Source organism: Fusicatenibacter saccharivorans, from assembly GCF_015557635.1.
Lineage (GTDB): Bacteria > Bacillota > Clostridia > Lachnospirales > Lachnospiraceae > Fusicatenibacter > Fusicatenibacter saccharivorans.
The window spans coordinates 32,460-54,156 of the sequence record NZ_JADNOP010000020.1 but is presented as its reverse complement, the minus strand read 5'-3'; the positions used below and the strand labels follow the sequence as shown (position 1 = coordinate 54,156).

Annotated in this window: 19 protein-coding genes and 1 other annotated feature; of the genes, 10 read left to right on the top strand and 9 right to left on the bottom strand. The window is 49.8% G+C overall.

Annotated elements, in window-relative coordinates:
* Nucleotides 1–15: 15 nt before the first annotated feature.
* Nucleotides 16–1,296, bottom strand: a complete 1,281-nt coding sequence (locus I2G42_RS14495) for a dihydroorotase (RefSeq protein WP_195531196.1) — start codon at nt 1,294–1,296, stop codon at nt 16–18.
* Between the two features lie 314 nt (nt 1,297–1,610).
* On the opposite strand from I2G42_RS14495, the gene I2G42_RS14490 reads away from it, so the two are divergent.
* Nucleotides 1,611–1,811, top strand: a complete 201-nt coding sequence (locus I2G42_RS14490) for a cold-shock protein (protein WP_022461996.1) — start codon at nt 1,611–1,613, stop codon at nt 1,809–1,811.
* A 230-nt stretch (nt 1,812–2,041) separates the two neighbouring features.
* On the opposite strand, the gene I2G42_RS14485 is transcribed toward I2G42_RS14490, so the two are convergent.
* Both I2G42_RS14485 and I2G42_RS14480 read right to left on the bottom strand, forming a co-directional pair.
* Complete coding sequence (locus I2G42_RS14485) at nt 2,042–2,413, bottom strand: hypothetical protein (RefSeq protein WP_022461995.1); 372 nt, start codon at nt 2,411–2,413, stop codon at nt 2,042–2,044.
* Between the two features lie 97 nt (nt 2,414–2,510).
* Nucleotides 2,511–3,350: a DegV family protein gene (locus tag I2G42_RS14480; protein ID WP_173828476.1), complete on the bottom strand. Its 840-nt coding sequence runs from the start codon at nt 3,348–3,350 to the stop codon at nt 2,511–2,513.
* A gap of 326 nt (nt 3,351–3,676) precedes the next feature.
* Here I2G42_RS14480 and I2G42_RS14475 point away from each other — a divergent pair, with 326 nt between their 5' ends.
* From I2G42_RS14475 to I2G42_RS14465, 3 genes are read left to right on the top strand one after another with little or no spacing between them, the layout of a single operon-like run.
* Nucleotides 3,677–4,558, top strand: coding sequence for a magnesium transporter CorA family protein (locus I2G42_RS14475; RefSeq protein WP_022461993.1), 882 nt, complete (start codon nt 3,677–3,679; stop codon nt 4,556–4,558).
* A 6-nt stretch (nt 4,559–4,564) separates the two neighbouring features.
* Complete coding sequence (locus tag I2G42_RS14470; protein WP_055221274.1) at nt 4,565–5,071, top strand: DUF5721 family protein; 507 nt, start codon at nt 4,565–4,567, stop codon at nt 5,069–5,071.
* A gap of 34 nt (nt 5,072–5,105) precedes the next feature.
* Nucleotides 5,106–6,191 (top strand): ethanolamine utilization protein EutH, encoded by a 1,086-nt coding sequence (locus I2G42_RS14465; RefSeq protein ID WP_173828475.1) that lies wholly within the window; start codon nt 5,106–5,108, stop codon nt 6,189–6,191.
* Between the two features lie 228 nt (nt 6,192–6,419).
* Here I2G42_RS14465 and I2G42_RS14460 read toward each other — a convergent pair whose 3' ends face one another.
* Both I2G42_RS14460 and I2G42_RS14455 read right to left on the bottom strand, forming a co-directional pair.
* Nucleotides 6,420–8,399, bottom strand: coding sequence for an oleate hydratase (locus I2G42_RS14460; RefSeq protein ID WP_055227109.1), 1,980 nt, complete (start codon nt 8,397–8,399; stop codon nt 6,420–6,422).
* A 219-nt stretch (nt 8,400–8,618) separates the two neighbouring features.
* Nucleotides 8,619–9,185 carry a TetR-like C-terminal domain-containing protein gene (locus I2G42_RS14455; RefSeq protein WP_118742267.1) on the bottom strand — a complete coding sequence of 189 codons (567 nt, stop codon included), beginning with the start codon at nt 9,183–9,185 and terminating at the stop codon, nt 8,619–8,621.
* Nucleotides 9,186–9,528: 343 nt separating this feature from the next.
* Between I2G42_RS14455 and htpG the strand changes: the two genes are divergently transcribed.
* The 4 genes from htpG (at nt 9,529) to I2G42_RS14435 (ending at nt 14,398) form a co-directional block, all read left to right on the top strand.
* Nucleotides 9,529–11,604, top strand: coding sequence for a molecular chaperone HtpG (gene htpG, locus I2G42_RS14450; RefSeq protein WP_055221276.1), 2,076 nt, complete (start codon nt 9,529–9,531; stop codon nt 11,602–11,604).
* A 184-nt stretch (nt 11,605–11,788) separates the two neighbouring features.
* Nucleotides 11,789–13,114, top strand: coding sequence for a Na+/H+ antiporter NhaC family protein (locus I2G42_RS14445; protein ID WP_195531195.1), 1,326 nt, complete (start codon nt 11,789–11,791; stop codon nt 13,112–13,114).
* 223 nt (nt 13,115–13,337) lie between these two features.
* Nucleotides 13,338–13,709, top strand: a complete 372-nt coding sequence (locus I2G42_RS14440) for a CidA/LrgA family protein (protein ID WP_022461986.1) — start codon at nt 13,338–13,340, stop codon at nt 13,707–13,709.
* On the top strand, nt 13,706–14,398 hold the full coding sequence (locus I2G42_RS14435) for an LrgB family protein (RefSeq protein WP_022461985.1): 693 nt from the start codon (nt 13,706–13,708) through the stop codon (nt 14,396–14,398). The genes I2G42_RS14440 and I2G42_RS14435 overlap by 4 nt, the downstream gene beginning before the upstream one ends.
* Before the next feature lie 125 nt (nt 14,399–14,523).
* On the opposite strand, the gene I2G42_RS14430 is transcribed toward I2G42_RS14435, so the two are convergent.
* From I2G42_RS14430 to ilvB, 3 genes are read right to left on the bottom strand one after another with little or no spacing between them, the layout of a single operon-like run.
* Nucleotides 14,524–14,727 carry a hypothetical protein gene (locus I2G42_RS14430; RefSeq protein ID WP_055227113.1) on the bottom strand — a complete coding sequence of 68 codons (204 nt, stop codon included), beginning with the start codon at nt 14,725–14,727 and terminating at the stop codon, nt 14,524–14,526.
* An 18-nt stretch (nt 14,728–14,745) separates the two neighbouring features.
* Complete coding sequence (gene ilvN, locus I2G42_RS14425) at nt 14,746–15,255, bottom strand: acetolactate synthase small subunit (protein ID WP_022463092.1); 510 nt, start codon at nt 15,253–15,255, stop codon at nt 14,746–14,748.
* 12 nt (nt 15,256–15,267) lie between these two features.
* A complete protein-coding gene (ilvB, locus tag I2G42_RS14420) occupies nt 15,268–16,986 on the bottom strand; it encodes a biosynthetic-type acetolactate synthase large subunit (protein WP_055221285.1) in 1,719 nt (572 codons plus the stop codon).
* Between the two features lie 71 nt (nt 16,987–17,057).
* Nucleotides 17,058–17,333: a binding site (T-box leader), on the bottom strand.
* A gap of 144 nt (nt 17,334–17,477) precedes the next feature.
* On the opposite strand from ilvB, the gene I2G42_RS14415 reads away from it, so the two are divergent.
* A complete protein-coding gene (locus tag I2G42_RS14415) occupies nt 17,478–18,599 on the top strand; it encodes a phosphotransferase enzyme family protein (protein ID WP_022463090.1) in 1,122 nt (373 codons plus the stop codon).
* 89 nt (nt 18,600–18,688) lie between these two features.
* Here I2G42_RS14415 and I2G42_RS14410 read toward each other — a convergent pair whose 3' ends face one another.
* On the bottom strand, nt 18,689–20,704 hold the full coding sequence (locus tag I2G42_RS14410) for a beta-galactosidase (protein WP_022463089.1): 2,016 nt from the start codon (nt 20,702–20,704) through the stop codon (nt 18,689–18,691).
* A gap of 161 nt (nt 20,705–20,865) precedes the next feature.
* Between I2G42_RS14410 and I2G42_RS14405 the strand changes: the two genes are divergently transcribed.
* A complete protein-coding gene (locus I2G42_RS14405) occupies nt 20,866–21,687 on the top strand; it encodes an AraC family transcriptional regulator (RefSeq protein WP_195531194.1) in 822 nt (273 codons plus the stop codon).
* The last annotated feature ends 10 nt before the right edge of the window (nt 21,688–21,697 follow it).

The window sequence follows — 21,697 nt, the reverse complement described above, 5'->3', positions numbered from 1 at the left end:
CTTTTCTTATAGAAATTACTCAGCTTCGTATACAATCTTGCCGCCGCATACGGTAGCCATAACTTTTCCTTTGACTTTCTTGCCGCCGAACGGAGTGTTTTTGCCCTTGGAAACAAACTCCTTCGGATCGATCACATACTCTGCTTCCGGATCGATGACAACCACATCGGCGTCCATGCCAGGTGCAAGAGAACCTTTCTTGTCCAGGTGCAGGATTTTTGCCGGATTGTAGCTCATCTTCTCCGCCATCTGCATCGGGGTGATGATCTCGGTATCCACAAGTTCGGTGATGGTAAGAGCCACGCTCGTCTCCAGTCCGACGATGCCGAACGGAGCTTTCTTGAAGGACTCCTGTTTCTCGGTCAGCGCATGCGGTGCATGATCGGTGCTGATGACATCGAAGACATCGTCTTTCAGACCCTGGCGCAGTGCCTCGAGATCCTCTTTCGTACGGAGCGGCGGATTCATCTTGTAGTTGGTGTCGCCCTTTACAATGTCGTCGCTGCAGAGGGTAAAGTGATGCGGGCAGACCTCGGCGGAAATCGAAACGCCGGCCTTTCTCGCCTCACGCACCATATCCACGCTCTCTTTGGTCGAGCAGTGGCACAGATGCAGGTGTGCACCTGTCTCTACGGCAAGTACGATATCTCTTGCAACAATCGTGTTCTCTACGGAGTTTGTGATGCCCGGCAGATGCCACTCTCTCGAGTTTGCATCCTCATTCATGCAGCCGCCGTTTACGAGGTTCTTGTCCTCGCAGTGAGCCAGCACCGGAATGTTTTTCTCTGCGGCAATCTCCATGGCCTCTTTGTAGAGCAGCGCGTTCATAACGGATTTTCCGTCCTCGCTGATCGCCGGGATGCCGGCTTTTACCATGCCCTCGATATCGGCGAGCTCTTCACCCTTCTGTCCTACTGTGATGGCGCCTGCCTGCAGTACATTAATCGGAGAAAAACGGTCTGCTTTGATCGTTACATAGTTGACGCGGTCCGGGCTGTCGATGACCGGTTTTGTATTCGGCATCGCTACCAGCGTTGTCACGCCTCCTTTTGCTGCTGCTTTCGAACCGCTTTCAATATCTTCTTTATATGTCTGCCCCGGGTCGCGGAGATGTACATGCATATCGATGATGCCAGGCATTACATAGCAGCCTTTTGCATCTATTACCTGCGCATCTTTTACGCGGATTCCTTTTTCAACCCGTGTAATAACGCCGTTTTCGATCAGAACATCACTGATTTCGTCTTTTTGGGTGGCCGGATCGATGACCTGTCCATTTTTGATTAAGATACTCATCTTACGTTCTCTGATCCTTTCTTTTCTTCTGGCCGTCGTCCGACCATTTATTCCTTTTTATAATACACGAAATCTTTCCTGAAATAAAGAGTTTTTTCTTGACTTTTTTGATTTGCAAGATTATAATAGTCTCAATCGAGAAGATGTTGAGATGTAATACGTGGTCACTAGCTATTAGAGATTATATTAGCATTCACCTTCAATATAATCTGTAATAGCTAGTGAATTTTTTTACCAAAAGTTCACTCGCTTATGGGGGAACATATGCATTCCCACATCATGCTTATTTTTTAATTTTATGGAGGTAACTCACAATGAACAAGGGAACAGTGAAATGGTTTAACGCAGAGAAGGGCTATGGCTTCATCACAGGCGAAGACGGAAACGATGTATTCGTACATTTCTCCGCTATCCAGGGTGAAGGATTCAAAACTCTTGACGAAGGTCAGGCGGTTACTTACGATCTTACCGAGGGTGCTCGCGGAATGCAGGCTTCCAACGTTGTTAAATGCTAATTAACCATAAGCGAAAGGCCGGGGGATGTATGTCCTCCGGTTTTTTAATTTACGCGGGCAACGAGCCAAAGTCCATGCCTGCACGAGACCTTGGCGACTGCCGCGATAACTTGAGAAACTCGCGGAGCGTGTTTCTCATAGTTTTTTCTAAATCTCTATAACAAAAGCGCTTATCACCCCGGGATTTTCCCGTCTGTGGTAAGCGCTTTTACTTTCTTTAACAATTCTGCTTATTCCGCTGTACTTTCGCTGATGGAATCTGCTGTGCTGTCACTTGCCGTATCTGCTGTGCTGTCCGAAGATGTATCGGAAGCATCAGAGCTGTCGCTGGTGTCATCTGCACTGCTGTCGCTGGATGTGTTGGTCTCGCTCAGATAATTCTGAATATCCGTCACGTTCATCGTTGTGGTTTCTTTCGTGCGGTTCGCCTTTTTCTCTGCTACCGAGTTCTGGTAAACAGCAACGGAGAACCAGCCGATCAGGGTAGCCAGAACAACGACGAAAGCGGTAACTTCCAGTCTCGTGATCCATCTTTCACGTCTCATGATTTTCTCACGGTTCGCTTTTTCCTTTTTATAGCGGTCAACTTTTTCCTGACTCATGGTTCTACTTCTCCTTTGATTTCTAAAAAGTGCTCGGCGGCACTTTCAAACATGTTGAAAATTATACTACATTTTCAACAAAAAGGGAAGAGAAAAGTTATAATGCAATGATAATTCCGCCGTCATTTGCATACATACTGCTGACGCCCTGGGTATCGAGTACGAAGACATCCTGTACCGCAAGGCGCTCCAGAAGGGCTTCTTTTACCATCTCGGCGCGCTCCGGGCAGTTGCAGTGGGAAACGGCGAGGGTCTTTGTCTCTACATGCTGTGCGTCATTCACAACGGCATCAACCATCTTCATCAGCGCTTTGTTGATGCCGCGCGCCTGGTCGAGCTGAACGATATCGCCCTCCGGTGTGGCTCCCATAACCGGTTTGATCTTAAGCGCGGATGCAACAAGTGCTTTTGTTTTGGAAAGGCGGCCGTTTTTCCGCAACGTTTCGAGATTTTCCAGCACAAAATAGGTATGCTGTGTGCTGATGTAGAGTTCTACTGTCTCAACTACACGTTCAAAGCTCATACCGGCTTCTTCACACTCCACGATTTTTTTCACAATCAGTGTCTCACCGATGGATGCACTTCTGGAATTAAACACATGAATTTTCAGGTCCTCATCTTCTTCCTGTGCCAGGTTGGCTCCAAGCACTGCACTGTTATAGGATCCGCTGAGCTGTGCGGAAAGCGTTACCGCATAGCAGTGCTTTGCCCCGTTCAGAAATGCCGTGCGGAAATACTCCGGAGACGGGCATGCGGATTTTGGGCATTCCGGGCACTCCGCCACTTTTCTTAGGAATGACTTCTGATCAAATGTTTCGTCATCCAGAATGGATTCACCACCGACTTCCAGGGTCAGCGGTGCAATTTCAATATTTCCTCTTTTTTTCATATCTGCTGTCAGTTCACAGCAGCTGTCTGCAACAATGTGAAAACTCATATATTTTGTCCCTCCAAACTTGATTCCGCTTTTTCTCACTGCGGACGTTTCGTATTTCCAATCACCGCTCTTTTTCAAACCTTCCTGAACTAGGGACGAATTCGACACAGTGAATTTTTTGATATTTTGTCATGTAGTTTTGATAACTACATTTTATCATAACATACTTAGTGCTCCATTGCAAAAAGTTTTTTCCCAATAAAAGTTTTTCCGTTAAAAGTTTTTTCCTTTTCTTGTCGCACTCCCCTTTTTGCGGTATACTACGGTCATACGGCTTTTTTGTTTATGGATATTTTTCCATTGCTTATTTTCAGGAGGTGGTACGTATGGAATGGACTTTTTCGGATTCGGTCCGGCTTTCCCTGCTTTCGTTTTCGGAAGCTTCCAAAGCCTGCGCGGCGCTGCCCGGATTTTCTCTTTTCCGGCGCAGTCTGCAGCCGGAGCGCATCGAATACTGCCGCGCAGAGCTGCTGCCTGACTGCCTGGTCGGATCGCTTGCCGTCCCGGACAAGACGCATCCGCTTCACCTTGCATTCTCGCTTGCGTTTTATCTCGACCGGGGGCAGCTTATTCTGGCAGCCGACGAACAGACACTTCCGGCTTTGCAGAGCCTCCTCTTCCCGGAAGAACCGCTCGATACTTCCGATGTCTTCCACCTGTTTTTCTCGTTTCTGGAATCGCTGATCCAGGAGGATATGCTCTATCTGCAGAATTTTGAGAAGCGCCTCGCGACAATCGAGGAGTCTCTTCTCGACACTCTGCCAAAAGAGCTGCAGCGGACCCTGATCACAATCCGTCGGGAGCTGCTCGTGTTCCATGCCTATTACCAGCAGCTTCTCGACATGTGCGAAATACTCTCCGAGGACGAAAATCACTTTCTTCCCCCGGAATGCGCCCGTCAGTTTTCGCGCCTTGGAAACCGCGTGGACCGTTTGTACGACCACACCCAGATGCTGCGGGAGTACGCCCTGCAGATCCGCGAGATGCAGCAGGCGCAGATCGACCTGCGTCAGAACGATACGATGCGGATTCTGACGGTCGTCTCGACGATCTTTTTCCCGCTTTCCCTGATCGCCGGCTGGTACGGCATGAATTTTACGCATATGCCTGAGCTTTCTGCCCCGTATGCGTACTTCATCCTGATCGGCGTCTGTATTCTCATTGTTGCTGTTGAAATTTGGTATTTTAAAAAGAAAGGCTGGTTTTAACTACGGATGATTATCCTGCAGATTACACAGTTAAAGAATTTTATGAACACCCTGCTCCGTCTCGAGACATTTGACCGCTTTCCAGTCTCCGAGGCGTCGATCACAACGTTTACGACGTTCTCCATCGACGGCAGTCTTCACACGGACTTTTTCGATCCCGATGACGCGCAGCTCTTAAAAGAAAAAGGGCGGACGCGGCTTCTCTGGAAAGATGTGAAATCGTTCTGCTATTCCGTCATCAAAGGAAAACGGACACCCCTGCAGTTCAAATTTGTGTTTCAGCTTCCGCAGGCGGCGTGCGAAAAAATGATCGCGGACCATGCGCTGCCGCTGGAAATAGAGAACGTGTTTGGATGCTTTCTGAATTTTCAGTATAAGGACGGAAAACTCTTACTTACCACCGGAACTTCCCTCAAAATCTTTACGATGGACAAGTCGCTCGACCGCGTCTTCGATGAGGAAGTCCGCCAGTTTCTGCTGAAAAATGAAATTGCATTTGAAGAACAGATATAAAGACAAAATACTTATTTAGAAAGGTTCTCTTTTTATGAATCAGATTATTATGTGGATCATGGCAGTCGGCGCGGTACTCGGCGGCGTCGACCGGATCGCTGGCAATCGCTTCGGACTTGGAAAACGGTTTGAGGAGGGCTTTACGCTGCTTGGACCGACGGCACTTTCCATGTCGGGCATCATCTGCCTCACCCCGCTGCTCTCCCGCTTTCTCCGTTTCGCCCTCGTTCCCATCTGGAACTTTTTTGGGCTGGATGCGGGACTTCTCGCCGGCATTCTCGCCATTGACATGGGCGGCTACCAGCTCGCCGGGGAGCTTTCGGCATCGCAGGAGATGGTGCGCTACGCAGGACTTGTGATTGCGGCGACGCTTGGCTGTACCATCACCTTTACGATTCCGGTCGGCATGGGAATGCTGAAAAGCGGCGACCGCCTCTTTTTCTCCCGCGGCATGCTGATCGGCACGGGCACGCTTCCCGTCACGATGATCGTCGGCGGACTGCTCTCAGGGCTCTCTTTTCTGCAGATCGTACTTCAGTCGCTCCCGGTGCTCCTCTTCTGCTTTCTGCTGATGTTCGGCATCTGGCGTTTTCCGGAGCAGACCGTGCGCGCGTTCACGGTATTTGCAGATGTGATCCGGCTTCTGACGACGATCGGCCTCATCGCGGGCGCGTTCTGCTATATGACCGGCTTTTCGCTGCTCCCGGACCTTGCGCCGCTGGAGGACGCGATGGCGGTCGTCTCGTCCATCGGCATTGTACTGCTCGGCAGCCTTCCGACGGCGGAGCTTTTACAGCGGGTGCTCAAAAAGCCGCTCTCTTTTATTGGAAGAAAAACCGGCATGAACGACAGCAGTGCCGCCGGCCTTCTGATGGGCATTGTCAGCCCTGTTCCGGCGATTACAATGATGGAAAAAATGGACGAGCGCGGAAAGATTGTAAACACAGCTTTCCTCGTCTCCGCCGCATCGACCATCGCCGCACATATGGGATTTACGTTCGGCACCGATCCTGATTTTGTCGTGCCGCTTCTCGTTGCAAAGCTCGCCGGAGGCATCGCCGCCGTCTGTGCCGCACTGTTTTTCACGAAGAAATCTGCTTATAGCAAGACCAGAAAATAACGCAAAAAAGGCAGTGCTGCAGGGCGCGAATTACAAGGAACGGATTTGAAGGCGTACCGGGGTACGACGAAAATCCGTGACGCAGTAATTCACGTTCTGCAGTGCTGGATTTTTTGCATTATTTTCTGGAATTGCTATAATTGTTTGAGACCATACATAGCAACGCAATAAGACCTGCGCCGTTTGAAAGCGCAGGTCTTATTGAATTTCTTACTTATTTTCTATTTCTTATTTCACCATATCCTCTTTGATAATTCCATGCTCTTTTAAGAGATCTCCAACTACATTTCCATCTACCAGTTTCAGCAGAGGTTTTTTCAGCAGGTTGAGCGGTCCAGGAAGCTCGATTTCCAGCGGGGATTTTCCATCCATCAGTTTCACGGAGCTGTCCAGCAGGTCGCGGATATCGTAAACGCTGCCCCATACTTCCGGCACGCCGCGGTCTACGCCGAGGAGTCCGTAAACAGCTTCCATTGCGGTACGAACGGAATACTCTGTCGTGAAGATGGTATCTCTTGGTGTCTCAGCGAACTGTCCAAGGAATGCGAAGTTGACGCAGCCATCCGGGATGACATCCGGGCGGTCGCCCTTTCTTCTTGGCATAAAGAATGCGGTGATGTACGGCATCATGGTCGGTACGCAGACAGCGCTGTTCTCTGCCAGCTCCGGAATCTGGTCAACCGGCACGCCGAGGTGGTACAGCCACTCTTCGGTGATCTCTTTACCAGTGCACTCTTTCATCGGTTTCTTCACATAGTCGCCAGGTACGTCGGTGAACAGGCTGTAAACCCATACGCATACCTTATCTTTATCCTGCTCTTTGAACTGTCCCTGACGGTTGATGGTCCAGCTTAAAAGCCACTTGGAATCCTGGCAGCTTACGATACCGCCGGTAACAACCTTTCCGGTTCTCGGATCACGTTTGCAGATATTGGTGATATACGGAATGATCTTATTGTCGAGAGTGGTAATTGTTGCGGATTCCCAGTTTGTCTTTGCAATATCGGAGCAGAATTTCTCCGGATGTCCAAAGGACGGATCCTGTTTTGCAATGTTTTTCCACAGGCTCCAGCAGCCGCTCGTGCGGACCTCTGCATCACCGTTCGGTGCATGGTTCTGATCGCCGTAGATCGTGCCTTCGGTACAGCTTCCGTTGGTAACGAAGACGAGGTCATTCTCGGTGAGAACGATGCCTTTCTCGACGCCGTTTACTTTGCACTCGATGGCTTTTGCTACTTTCTTTCCATCGTTGATTTCAAAGATAACGTTGGTTACTTCGGTATTGAACTGGAAGTCTACGCCGGCATCCTCGAGGTATTTCTTCATCGGAAGAATCAGGGATTCATACTGGTTGTACTTCGTGAATTTCAGTGCGGAGAAGTCCGGCAGTCCGCCGATGTGGTGAATGAACCGCTGGAAGTACAGCTTCATCTCCAGTGCACTGTGCCAGTTTTCGAATGCGAACATCGTTCTCCAGTACAGCCAGAAGGTGGAATTGAAGACTTCATCATCGAAAACATCCTCGATCGTCTTGTCGTACAGATCCTCGTCTCTTGTCATGAAGAGTTTCATGATCTCCATGCAGCCTTTCTGGCTCAGGTTGAACTTGCCGTCGGTATGGGCATCCTCGCCGCGGTTCTTCGTTGCACGGCACAGGGAGTAGTTCGGGTCTTTTTTGTTCAGCCAGTAATACTCGTCGAGAACGGATACGCCAGGTGTCTCAATTGACGGGATGCTGTGGAACAGATCCCACAGGCACTCGAAGTGGTTTTCCATCTCACGGCCGCCTCTCATGATGTAGCCGCGGGTCGGATCGTAGATACCGTCGCAGGCACCGCCGGCGATGTCCATGGCTTCCAGAATGTGGATGTGATCGCCTTTCATCTGGCCGTCTCTTACGAGGAAGCACGCTGCTGCGAGGGCTGCGAGGCCGCTTCCTACGAGGTATGCGCTCTTCTCATCGACGCCTTCCGGTTTTTCCGGTCTTGCGAAGGCTTCGTAGTTTCCGTTGGTGTAATAAATGCCTTTGCTGTTTTTCTTATCTTTTCCGCGCTCGGTGTTGCGGTAATCATTCTTTGGTTCTGATGTTACAGTGGTTGTCTCCGCTGCTTTTTTTGCTCCACTCTTGTTTTTTGCCCGCAGCACTGCTGCTCCAGCTCCGATGACTGCTGCTGATGCGATTCCGAATTTTAATCCTTTTTTTGACATAGACGTTCATCCTTTCTTTTCTAAATACGACTGCCGGAATGTTTTTTCGAATTTCCGGTTCGTATAGGTTATGCTGCTTTCTTTGTTTTACAAGTTTCTATTTGTGTTGCCATTGTCTGTTGACAATTTGAATCTTACTTCATTTTTCCCCGCTTTTCCATTTACAAAACAGGGCGGATGATTAAATTTTTATCATCCGCCCTGTTTTGTAAAGTGTAACTATATTTTATTTCTTTTTTCAAAATTTCGGATGGAATTGACGACATTTCCTTCCATCGTGCGGTGCATTTTTTCCGCAATCATATGGTAATCCCCTTTCATTCCGTCTTTGATCCAGTCGAGCATGACACCGGTAAAGCTATACTTATAGAAATCTGCGATAAAACTCTGATCCGCCTCGGAGATGCCGGTTCCCTTTGCTTTTTCCTGTACGACACCGTACAGCAGATCGTGCGTCAGATGAAAGAGATATGTTTCGATCTGCTCCCGGCTTACAGAGTGATAGACATTCATAATAAATGGTTTATTCTCGAGCACTGCCTCAAAAATCTGCTGCAGGCCTTCCTGCCATGTCTCATACGTTTTCTTCCCCTGCAGCGCCTGCGTCGCATCCTCCAGGCACGACCATTCGACAAGATCGTAGATATCCTTAAAATGATAATAAAACGCCATCCGGCTGATGCCGCAGTCTGTCGTCAGATCGTTGATCGTAATTTTGTCCAGCGGCTTTTTCAAAAGCAGCTTTTTTAATGACGCTTCCAGCGCCGCCTTTGTCGCATTTGTCATGTATTTCCTCCATTTTTCTTTTATGTACCCTCGGAATCTTTCTGTTCGAAACGCTTCTATACTTTTTCATTGTAGCATATCCATTCTCCAGAAACAACTGCGCAGCCCTTCTGATCAGACTTTACAAAAAGTTTAGAAAGTACCGTAATACCAGTAAATTCAATACTTTCCGTCGTTCTGTTAGCACTCTTTTTTCTCGAGTGCTAATTTCCCCTTGACTTTTCCCTGTGCCAGTATTACTATAACTATCAGAGCAGTAAAAAAGCTGCAGACATCTAAAAAAGCATGATATTCCCGCTTTGCTGGATCAAAATATTTTTATAAGAAAAGGAGTGTGTTTCTCATGAGTGCGAAACATGGAAATCTTTCAATCAACAGCGACAATATTTTCCCGATTATCAAAAAATGGATGTATTCCGACCACGATATCTTTGTCCGTGAGCTCGTTTCCAACGGCTGCGATGCCATCACCAAACTAAAAAAACTGGACGGCATGGGTGAATATACTCTGCCGGATGACTACAAAGCAGCCATTCAGGTGATTGTAAACCCGGATGAGAAAACCTTAAAATTCATCGATAACGGTATCGGTATGACCGCAGACGAAGTCGAAGAATATATTACCCAGATCGCCTTCTCCGGCGCTACCGAATTCCTGGAGAAATACAAAGACAAAACGAATTCAGATCAGATGATCGGCCACTTCGGTCTTGGTTTCTACTCTGCTTTCATGGTAGCAGATGAAGTTCACATCGATTCTCTTTCCTATAAAGAAGGATCCACCCCGGTACACTGGACCTGTGACGGAAGCACCGAGTACGATATGTCCGAGGGCAGCAAGACAACTGTTGGTACCGAAATCACTCTGTTCCTGAACGAGGACTGCCTGGAATTCGCAAACGAATACCGTGTCCGCGAAGTTCTGGAAAAATACTGCTCCTTCATGCCGGTTGAAATTTTCCTGTCCAAAGCAAATGCGCCGCAGGAATACGAGACCATCGATGAAAGCGAATTAAAAGACGACGACGTTGTCGTAGAGCACATCCACGAGGACGCAAAATACGAAGAGAAAGAAAAAGAAGACGGAACGAAAGAGCAGGTTGAAGTTTCCCCGGCCAAAGAGAAAGTAAAAATCAACAAACGCCCGGTTTCCATCAGCGATATCCACCCGCTGTGGACCAAACATCCAAACGAGTGCAGCGATGAGGATTATAAAGAATTCTACCGCAAAGTCTTCAACGACTACCGCGAGCCGCTGTTCTGGATCCACCTGAACATGGACTATCCGTTCAACCTCAAAGGTATCCTCTACTTCCCGCGTATCAACACCGAGTACGATTCCATCGAGGGAACCATCAAGCTGTACAACAACCAGGTATTTATTGCCGACAACATCAAAGAAGTCATTCCGGAATACCTGATGCTCTTAAAAGGCGTCATCGACTGCCCGGATCTGCCGCTGAACGTATCCCGAAGCGCACTGCAGAACGACGGATTTGTCAAAAAGATCTCCGAGTACATCTCCAAGAAATTCGCTGACAAGCTCTCCGGCATGTGCAAAACCGACCGTGAGAATTACGAGAAATACTGGGATGATATCAACCCATTCATCAAATACGGATGCATCAAGGACGAGAAATTCTCCAAGAAGATGATGGACTATATTCTGTTCAAGAACATCGACGGAAAATATCTGACTCTTGAGGACTGCATCAACGAGAATAAGAAAGAAGAAGCTCCTGCAGAGAACACCGAGGAGAAGGCTGAAACTACGGAGAATACCGAAAATACGGAAAACGCTGACGAGAAGAAAGAGCCGGAAAAAACGACTGTTTACTACGTCACCGACGAAGTTCAGCAGAGCCAGTACATCAACATGTTCCGCAGCCAGGGCATGGATGCTGTCATCCTGAAACACAACATCGACTCCGCTTTCATCACCCATGCAGAGCGTTACAACGAGCATGTAACCTTCCAGCGCATCGATGCAGATCTGACCAACGATATGAAAGACGAGTCCGGTGAGGATCTGACCGACGCTACAAATACTCTGACCGATCTCTTCCGCAAAGTCCTCGACAAGAAAGATCTGACCGTCAAAGTTGAGAACCTGAAAGACGAAAATGTATCCTCCATGGTAACGCTTTCCGAGGAGAGCCGCCGGATGCAGGATATGATGAAGATGTATGGCATGACCGGCATGGATCCGTCCATGTTCGGCGGACAGGAAACCCTGATCCTGAATGCAAAACATCCGCTCGTTCAGTACATTCTGAAGAATGGCGAGAACAACAACACATCCCTGTTCTGCGAGCAGCTGTATGATCTGGCAATGATCAGCCACAAACCGCTCTCTCCGGACGAGATGACAAAATTCGTAAGCAGAAGCAATCAGATTATGATGCTCCTTGCAAAATGATAAAGCACAGGCACAGCAAAACGCACCTCTTATAAAACACGCCGGATTTCTGGAATTTACCAGATGTCCGGCGTGTTTTTTCCTGCTTTTTTACTTTACGATTTCTGATCCAGATGGTAGAATAATTCTATTCGCCCTATTGAAAAATAAGGAAAATCACACGAAAGGTCTGGTATTTATTTCTATGAAAAAAGGAAAGCCATCCGCCCTGCTCCCGATCGCCGTTTTTCTGGTGTTTTATCTGGGGCTCGGCATTTATTCCGAGTATATTTTAAAAATTCCGATGGGCTTCTACAACATCCCCATCGTCGTCGCGTTTCTGGCAGCGATCCTCGTCGCCTGTCTGCAGAACCGCAGTGTCCCGTTTGAAGAAAAGCTCGCCCTCATGGGACAGGGCATCGGGGACAAAAACATCATCACAATGCTGCTGATCTTCCTCGCCGCAGGCACGTTTGTCGGCGTTGTCGGAAGGAGCAGTGCAGAGAGCGTTGCCTATTTCATGCTCTCCTGGATTCCGGCAAAGTATGCCGTCGCTGTGCTCTTTGTCGTTGCCTGCTTCGTCTCCACGGCCATGGGAACCTCCGTCGGAACGATCACGCTTCTCGTGCCGATCGCCTCTGCTGTTGCCGAGACCTCCGGCTTTTCGCTGGCGCTCTGCGTCGCCTCCGTCATGGGCGGATCCATGTTCGGCGACAACCTCTCTTTCATCTCCGACACGACAATCGCCGCCTGCAACGGACAGGGCTGCGAGATGAAAGACAAGTTCCGCGAAAACTTCTGGATCGCTCTCCCGGCTGCTCTTGCCGCGCTGGCGCTGATCCTTGTAATCTCCTTCCGACAGGCGCCGGGCACACCGATCGTCCACGAATACCATCTGCTGCAGACGGTTCCGTACCTGCTCGTGCTGATCGGCGGCATCGCGGGCATTCAGGTGTTTGTCGTACTCCTTATCGGTATTGCTTCCGGTGCCGTTATCATGCTCGGTACGGGACAGACGACGCTCTGGGATATGCTCTCCAGCATGGGAAGCGGCACTTCGGGTATGTTTGAGACATGTATGGTTGCGATTCTTGTCGCTGCGATGTGCGCGCTGATTCGGGAAAACGGCGGCTTTACTGTCCTGCTTCGTGCCATTCACAAAATCTTCCGCGGAAAAAAGGGCGGCCAGCTCGGTGTCGGCATTCTCGTCGCGCTGCTCGACATTGCGACCGCAAACAACACCGTCGCGATCGTCATGGCAAACCCGATCGCAAAGCAGATGTCCGAGGACTACGGCATCACCCCACGGAAAACGGCATCGCTCCTCGATACCTTCTCCTGCATCTCACAGGACATCCTGCCGTACGGCGCGCAGATGCTCGTGGCGATTTCCGCGGTGCATGAACTGGGATATGAGCTCTCCGCCTTTGAAATCATGGCAAACCTCTTCTATCCGGGCATGCTGCTTGTCAGTTCGCTGATCTTTATCTTCGTTCTGCCGGATCGGAAAAATGTCGAAAGCAATGCTTAAAAAGTTCCGTATCGGATCAACTCAAAAAATTATGTTAAAATGCCCACCGATTTCACTTTTTCGTTTGATCGGCGGGCATTTTTTTGCTTTTTTTTGCAAAAATTGCCAAAATTGCAGTAACATTTACGGTTGAAATTCTTTTATGCGGGTAGTATAATCGGGGTCGTGACATTGAGAAGTAATGATGTTATGTGGGTTATGGGGAGAAAGGACAACAGACAAAGTGAAATTATTAAGACAGTTCCTTGTAATTATGGCGGTTTCGTTCGTCGGAGAAATCCTGCACGCCGTGCTGCCGCTTCCGATTCCGGCAAGTATCTACGGCCTTGTGCTGATGCTGGCGCTTCTGATGACGGGGGCATTAAAACTTGATGCCGTCGAGGACGCAGGCAAGTTTATGATTGAGATCATGCCGGTCATGTTCATTCCGGCGGGCGTCGGCCTGATGGAATCCTGGGGTGAATTAAAAGCCGTTCTCGTTCCGGTTCTCGTGATTACGCTCGTCAGCACCATCGTCGTTATGGTTGTGTCCGGACGCGTGACACAGGCGGTCATCCGGCTGGAAAGGAAACACAAAGGAGGGGACGCAAAATGACAAATATGCTCTGTGAATCTGCATTTTTCGGCGTTGTCATCAGCCTTCTGGCGTATGAGCTCGGCATGCTGTTAAAGAAAAAATTTGGGCTTCCGCTTTTCAATCCGCTGCTAATTTCCATTGCAGTCGTCATTGTATTCCTTGCTGTTTTCGATATCGATTATCAGAATTATAATGACGGTGCAAAATACTTGAGCTATCTGCTGACTCCTGCAACGGTCTGCCTTGCGATTCCGCTGTATGAGCAGATGGAGGCATTGAAAAAGAATATCAAAGCCATCCTCGCCGGTATTCTCTCCGGCGTGCTGACGAGCCTTACCGTGGTTCTCGCGCTGGCGCTGATCTTCAATCTGAATCATAAAATGTATGTAACACTGCTGCCGAAATCCATCACAACGGCCATCGGCATGGGTGTTTCGGAAGAGCTCGGCGGTGCGGTGACGATCACGGTTGCCGTTATCATCATCACGGGTGTGCTGGGAAATATGCTGGCGGAGACGCTCTGCAAGCTGTTTCACATTGAGGAACCGATTGCAAAGGGCATCAGTATCGGATCGGCCTCCCATGCGATCGGTACGGCGAAGGCCATGGAGATGGGCGATGTCGAGGGCGCGATGAGCAGCCTTTCGATTGCAGTTGCAGGTATTCTGACTGTGGTCGGAGCGTCGATTTATGCGATGTTTATCTAAAAACGAACACTGATAAAAAACAGAAAAAATCCGGGAATGGAAAGCAATGTAAAACTTTCCGTTCCCGGATTTTCTATCCCTGAAATTCTATAATTAAAAATTAAAATTCCGACTGCAGAAACTCTTCAATAAAAAGAAGCGCAGTAGCACTCCGGCCCTTCCGGGTCAATGCAGATATGCTCGAGCGTTCCGCTGTGCATCGAAAGCCCCATCGTCAGATCCTGCACAATCTGCTGCTTCGCCGTCTGGCGGTGCTCATAGATGTACTGATACACACTTTTCTTATTAATCTTTTTTAACGTAATTGTGGTAATACTCTTTTCGTTCACGCAAAAACGTCCTCTCTTTTACCGCTCCATCACATTGATCGACTCGATGCCGACGCTTCCGCCGCGCACGACCTCGATCTTGCCGAATTCCTCTTTCATCAGCTTCACAACCGCATCGTTTTTCGTCGCTGTCTGGACAAACTCGAGCAGCAGGCTGTCTTTTCCGTAGTCGATGACCTTCGCCTTGAACGTCTCAGCGATCTGGAACAGCTCGACTTTGTCAGCTGCGCTGCAGTTGAATACCTTGATATACAGAATCTCTTTCATGCGCACAAACACGTCGGTAAAGTCAATGACTTTGATGACCTCGACCATGCGGTTCAGCTGTTTTTTGATCTGCTCAAACGTCTCATCGTCACTGACCGTGGCGATCGTCATACGCGATACGGTCGGGTCCTCGGTCGTTCCGACGGTCAGGCTGTCCAAGTTATAGCTTTTTGCGGAAAAAAGCCCGGAAATCTTGGAAAGGACACCAACCTGGTTTTCTACGTACAGTGAAATCCATCTTTTTTTCATTCCCTTATTCATCGCGCTCTCCTCCTAACAGTCCATAATCATATCTTCGAGCGTTCCGCCCGGCTTGATCATCGGGTAAACCATCTCCTCCGGATCGATGATAAATTCGATGATCGTCGGAGTCTTGGTGTTTTTCTTCGCCTCTTCAAACGCGGCCGCGATATCCTCTTTCTTCATGACACGGATGCCTTTTGCGCCGTAACTCTCAGCCAATTTGATAAAATTCGGCGTGTATTCCGGGTACTCTTCTCCGTCTGTTCTGCGGGAAAGTGCACCGGCGCGCAGATTTGTCATGCTGTACCGTTTGCCGTAAAACAGCTTCTGCCACTGGCGTACCATGCCGAGGTATTCATTATTGAAGATACACAGGATGACCGGCAGCTCCTCGAGAACGGCAGTCGCCAGCTCCTGAATATTCATCTGCATACCGCCGTCACCGGAAATCGCGATGACCGGTTTGTCCGGGTTGCCGATTTTTGCTCCGATCGCGCCCGGAAGGCCGTATCCCATCGTTCCAAGGCCGCCGGACATGATGATCTGGCGGTTTTCGGTAATGTCGACGTACTGACTTGTCAGCATCTGGTGCTGTCCGACGTCGGTGACGATGATCGCATCGTCAAACTTCTCGTTGATCGCGTTGAAAATATCGAGCGGTCCCATCACGCCGTTCTGGCGCATCGTCAGCGGATGCTCGTTCTTCCAGGCATCGATCTGGGCAAGCCATTTCGATGTGGAGCATGGCTCTACGTACTCTGCCATCTTCGTGATCGCCTCTTTTGCATCGGCTACGATCGGGATATCGACATGGATGTTTCGAGAGATCGAAGCGGTGTCTATGTCGATGTGGACGATCTGCGCGTGCGGGGCAAATTCATGCAGCTTTCCGGTGATACGGTCATTGAAACGTGTTCCGATCGAGAACAGCAGATCGCACTCGCTGACTGCCATATTCGCCGCATACGCGCCGTGCATGCCAAGGTTTCCGATGAACAGCGGATGTTTCGTGGAGATCGCGCCGCGTCCCATAACGGTTGTGACAACCGGCACCTGTGTTTTCTCGACCACTTCGCGGAACACTTCCTGCGCATGTGCGATGTTGACGCCGCCGCCGGCAAGGAACAGCGGGCGTTTTGCTTTCGAAAGCATCTTTAACGCACGTTTTAACTGACCAATGTGAACGCTGGTGTTCGGTTTGTAGCCGCGGATGTTGACGTTTTTCGGATACTCTGCGCTGCCGAACTCTGCCATGACATCTTTTGGAAGGTCAATGAGAACCGGTCCCGGTTTTCCGGTGCGGGCAATGTAGAAGGCTTCTTTGATGATGCGTCCGAGATCTTCACGGTTTCTTACCGTCACGCCGTATTTCGTGATGCTGCGGGTGATGCCGACAATATCAACCTCCTGGAATGCATCGTTTCCGATGAGGTGGCGGGCTACCTGTCCGGTGAAGCAGACAAGCGGAACGCTGTCGTAGTTTGCCGTTGCAAGACCGGTGACCAGGTTGGTTGCACCAGGGCCGCTGGTAACGAGGCATACGCCGACTTTTCCTGTCGTTCTCGCATAGGCATCCGCCTCATGCACCAGCGCCTGCTCGTGGCGCGGCAGAACGATTTTGATTTCATCCTGTTTGTAAAGCTCATCGCTGATATCAATGGTGCAGGCTCCCGGATAACCGAAGAGATACTCGACACCCTCCTCCTTCAGAGCCTTTACCAGAAGTTTGTTTCCTGTAATCTGTTTCATATGAAAACCTCCTGTTCTAAATTTGCTGCATAAAAAATCCCCGAACATAAAACACCTTTTCTGTGCCTTACGTTCAGGGAGAATGTTTCCATCCACGGTACCACCTGAATTCCAGAAGAATACACTTCTGCTCATTCCGTACAGGATTTAACTTTTTTCATCCGATACGGCATCCCGGTAACGTGGGAACTACGTTGGAGCCTACTTGGAAAACATTGCTGTCCGCTTTTTCTGTTCAGTCCACTGCTCGAGGGCTACTTCCGCAGGCACGCTCACGGAGATTCTCACCAGCCATCTCCTCTCTTTGCTTTGCGCCGCCAGGTACTCCTCCCTGTCACTGCATTTTAGGTTTTGTTTTTTCTTAAATTACTGTCTATTATAGTCAGAAATGCCGCTCGTTGTCAATCGTTTCGCGCCCTTTTCTTGACTTTTCGCCCTGCGCGTGCTTTACTTAATCAGGTTTGTCTAATTAAAATAAGGAGTTTATACCCATGATGATTACATACACACAGGAAGAACTCTCTTCCATTGTCCACGCATTTGCTTTCCCGGGAACGATTACAGACTGGACGCCGCACGGGAACGGCCATATCAACGATACGTTTCTGGTGCGCTCCACCGAAAACGGCGTCCTCCGCAAATCGATTCTGCAGCGCATGAACCGCACCGTTTTCCACAATCCAACGGAGCTGATGCAGAATATTGCACAGGTAACATCATTTCTGCGGAAAAAAATCACAGCCGCAGGAGGAGATCCATTCCGCGAGACGCTGAACCTGATTCCGACGACAGACGATGCCTGGTTTTTCGTCGATGAGCGCGGAGAATTCTGGCGCGCATTTCTCTTTATTTCCGATGCGTCCTGCTATGATGCCGTGACAGATCCAAAGCTGTTTTACGAGACCGGTAATGCTTTCGGCCGCTTCCAGCAGATGCTCTCCGATTTTCCGTCCGCCTCTCTTTTCGAGACGATCCCGGATTTCCACAACACACCGCTCCGCTACCAGGCGCTTTTACAGGCGGCACAGGCGGATCCGAAAGGACGGCTGAAAAACGTTTCGGATGAGATGGCGTTTTTCCTCGACCACGCAGACGATTACGGCGTAGCCGAGCGCATGAAGGCCTCGGGCGAGCTGCCGCTCCGCGTAACGCACAACGATACGAAGCTGAACAACATTATGATTGATGACAAAACCGGCGAGGGCATCTGCGTCATCGACCTAGACACCATTATGCCGGGACTGTCGATCTTTGACTTCGGCGATTCCATCCGCTTCGGCGCGAATACGGCCGCTGAGGACGAACAGGATGTCTCGAAGGTGTCTCTTTCCCTTCCTCTCTTTGAGAGCTATACAAAGGGCTTTCTCGCAGGCTGCGCAGGCTCTTTGACCCGCGCGGAAGTCGAAATGCTGCCGATGGGTGCAAAATTAATGACCCTCGAATGCGGCATCCGTTTTCTCGCCGATTACCTGATGGGCGATACCTACTTCAAAACCGCTTACCCGGAGCACAACCTCGTACGGGCGCGGACACAGATCGCGCTTGTAGCGGATATGGAGGAGAAATGGGGCGAGATGGAGAACATCGTCGCACGGGCTTCGTTTTCCCACTAAGCACCCGCATAAATTCACAGCATCAAAAAGACACAGCTGGAAGTATCTTTCTGCCTCCTGCTGTGTCTTTTTTGTTAATATGTTTTATATTATGCTCTCGGAACGCTGACAATCCGCAGACCGTATTTCTTCAGCATCTCACCGCCCTGTACTTTCTCGCCGGTCAGGATATCTTCTTTTCCGTCGAAGACTGCCGGAAGCGGAATCTCCTCATCTTTGAAGTTGATGATAAAGTACAGATCCTCTCCGTCTGCCTGGCGTTTTGTGATCTCGAGTGCTGTTGCTTCTCCAATCACCGGCTGGATGGCTGCGCTGTCTGCTGCCATAGCAAGAACTTTTGCAAGGCCGCTCTCAGAAAGGTCGGTTCCGACATAATATACGGTTCCTTTTCCGAACTGATTTTTTGCAACAGCAGTCATGCCTGCATAGAAATCGCTCTCATACTGTGCGATTTCTTCAGCTCCTTCGAGGTGCATCAGGTCACATACAAGACGGCACTCTTCCTCGGTTCCGTCTGCGAAACGGATCTTGTTTCTCTGCTCCGGTGCAAGAGCGTCGATCTCTTCTACCCATACGCCTGCCATTTTTCTGAGCGGTCCCGGGTATCCGCCGAGATGAACGTTGTCCGACTGTCCGACGATACCGCTCATGTAGGTGGTGATGAGGGTTCCGCCTGCCTGTACATAAGCCTCCAGGCTCTCTGCCACACCGTCTTTTACCATGTAGAGAACCGGTGCTGCAACGAGGTCATATTTGGAGAAGTCCGCGTCGATCGGGATCATATCGACAGCGATGTTCTTGTTATAGAAGTAATTGTACATCTGCTCGATCTGGTCTACGTAACGTAAATCGCGGTTCGGTCCGCTGGTGTACTCCAGTGCCCAGTAGTTTTCCCAGTCGAAGATGATGCCGACTTTTGCGTGGTTCTCGGAGCCCATCACACGGCTTCCGATTTTCTCCAGTTCTTTTCCGAGCTGGGTTACCTCACGGAAGACACGGGTATCTGCGGTTCCTGCGTGTGCGATAACAGCACCATGGAATTTCTCGCATCCGCCGACGCTTCTTCTCAGCTGGAAGAACTGAATCGTGTCTGCGCCGTGTGCAACGGTCTGATAGCTCTGTGCGCGCATCTGGCCCGGTTTCTTTAAGGAGTTGTACGGCTGCCAGTTCTGCTGGCTCGGAGTCTGCTCCATCAGCATGAACGGTGCGTCTTTGAGGCCGCGCATCAGGTCGTGGGTCATAGCTACGTGGCTCCATGGTGTATTGTAGCTCGGGTAGTTGTCCCAGGATACGATATCCATTTCTTTTGCCCACTTGAAGTAGTCGAGGCCTTTGTACGTTCCCATCAGGTTTGTGGTGATCGGGGTTTCTTTGTCGTATTTGCGGATCGCGTCACGCTCCATTTTGTAGTTGTTCAGCATGCCGTCGGAGTTGAAACGCATGTAGTCGAGGGACATTCCTGCAAATGCAGTGCCGCTTCCCCATGGCATTCCGTCTCCCAGATCGTTCGGCGGTACAATCTCGTCCCAGTCGTAGATGGTATGGCCCCAGAACTCCATGTTCCATGCCTTGTTGACTTCATCGAGTGTTTTGTATTTGTCTTTCAGCCATACGCGGAACGCTTTTGCACAGTTCTCGCAGTAGCACTCGCCGCCGTACTCATTGCTGATGTGCCAGCAGACGATGTTTTTGTTGTCGCCGTAACGCTCTGCCAGTTTTTCTGCCAGGCGTTTTGCATATTTCTGGAAAACCGGGCTGTTCGGGCAGGCATTGTGGCGATGACCGAATTTGTGATGGCGTCCTTCGAAATCGGTTCTTGCCACTTCCGGATAACGGTGTACCATCCATGCCGGGAGTGCGCCGGTGGATGTTGCCATGACGATCTGAACGTCCTCTTTTGTCAGGGTGTCTACGATCTCATCGAGCTCTGTAAAGTCGTACTCATTCTCGGACGGCTGGATTTTTGCCCAGGAAAATACGTTGATCGTGGTGCTGTTGATGCCGGCCTGATGGAAAAGTTTCATATCCTCATCCCAGATCTCTTTTGGCCACTGGTTTGGGTTGTAGTCTCCTCCGTATAACATTTTTTTGAATTTTGGCTGCATTTTTTTGATTCCTCCTGTGTTTGGATATCTCGTTTTGATGGCTCTATTATATACTGGTCTTTGTGAGAAAAGTATGATATGCTTGTCTAAAAAGTATCAATTTTCGAAACTCATTCCGGAATCTTATTTTAGACTTTTCTTTCAGAAAGGAACTGACTGTTATGCCTATTTTCTTTAAACCATCCGCCTCCGATTTTTCCCTCTCCGCTGACAGCATCGGCAACCGCTGGCTGCAGGAGCCCGTTGTGCGCCCGAACGGATTCCCCTTATATCACTGGATCCAGACGGAACGCGGCGAAGGGCTGCTGACCCTCGAAGGCCAGAAACTTTTGCTGAAACCAGGTGACGGTGTTCTGATTGCTCCGCATGTGCCGCATGAATACCGCGAAAACGACGGCAGCGGGATGTGGTTTACATCCTTTCTGACCTTTGACGGAAAGATCTCCGATGATCTCTATAAAATCTGTGCCGTCTCGCCGTATCTTTTCGTTCCGGCCTCAGAGGGCGCGTGGTTTCAGGAATGGATTGACCGCATAATCGACTCACATTTTCTGAAAAATGACATCGACGATGCTACGCTCTCCGTCGGATGCTTTGAGTTCCTGACACGCCTTTCCCAGCTCCGCACCGGCCTTTCCCGGACGGAGCACCCTCTGTATCTCCAGTATGTCCGCCCGGCAATGCAGGAAATCGAAAGTCATCTTTCCGACCCGCTCAATGTGGATGATCTCGCGGAACAGCTCCATATCACGCCGCAGTATCTGACACGCCTGTTCCAGCGTTTTGTCGGCAGCTCTGTCCGCTCGTACATCAGCGTTCTGCGCATCAGCCGCGCCAAGGAGCTTCTCATCAGCCGTCCCTACACTACGCTCGACGGCATCGCCGCCCTCTGCGGCTACCGCGATGTCAGCTACTTTATCTCGGTTTTCCGCCAGCAGACCGGGACAACGCCGAAGCAGTTCCGGAAGCTGTACGGCATATAATCTGAAACAC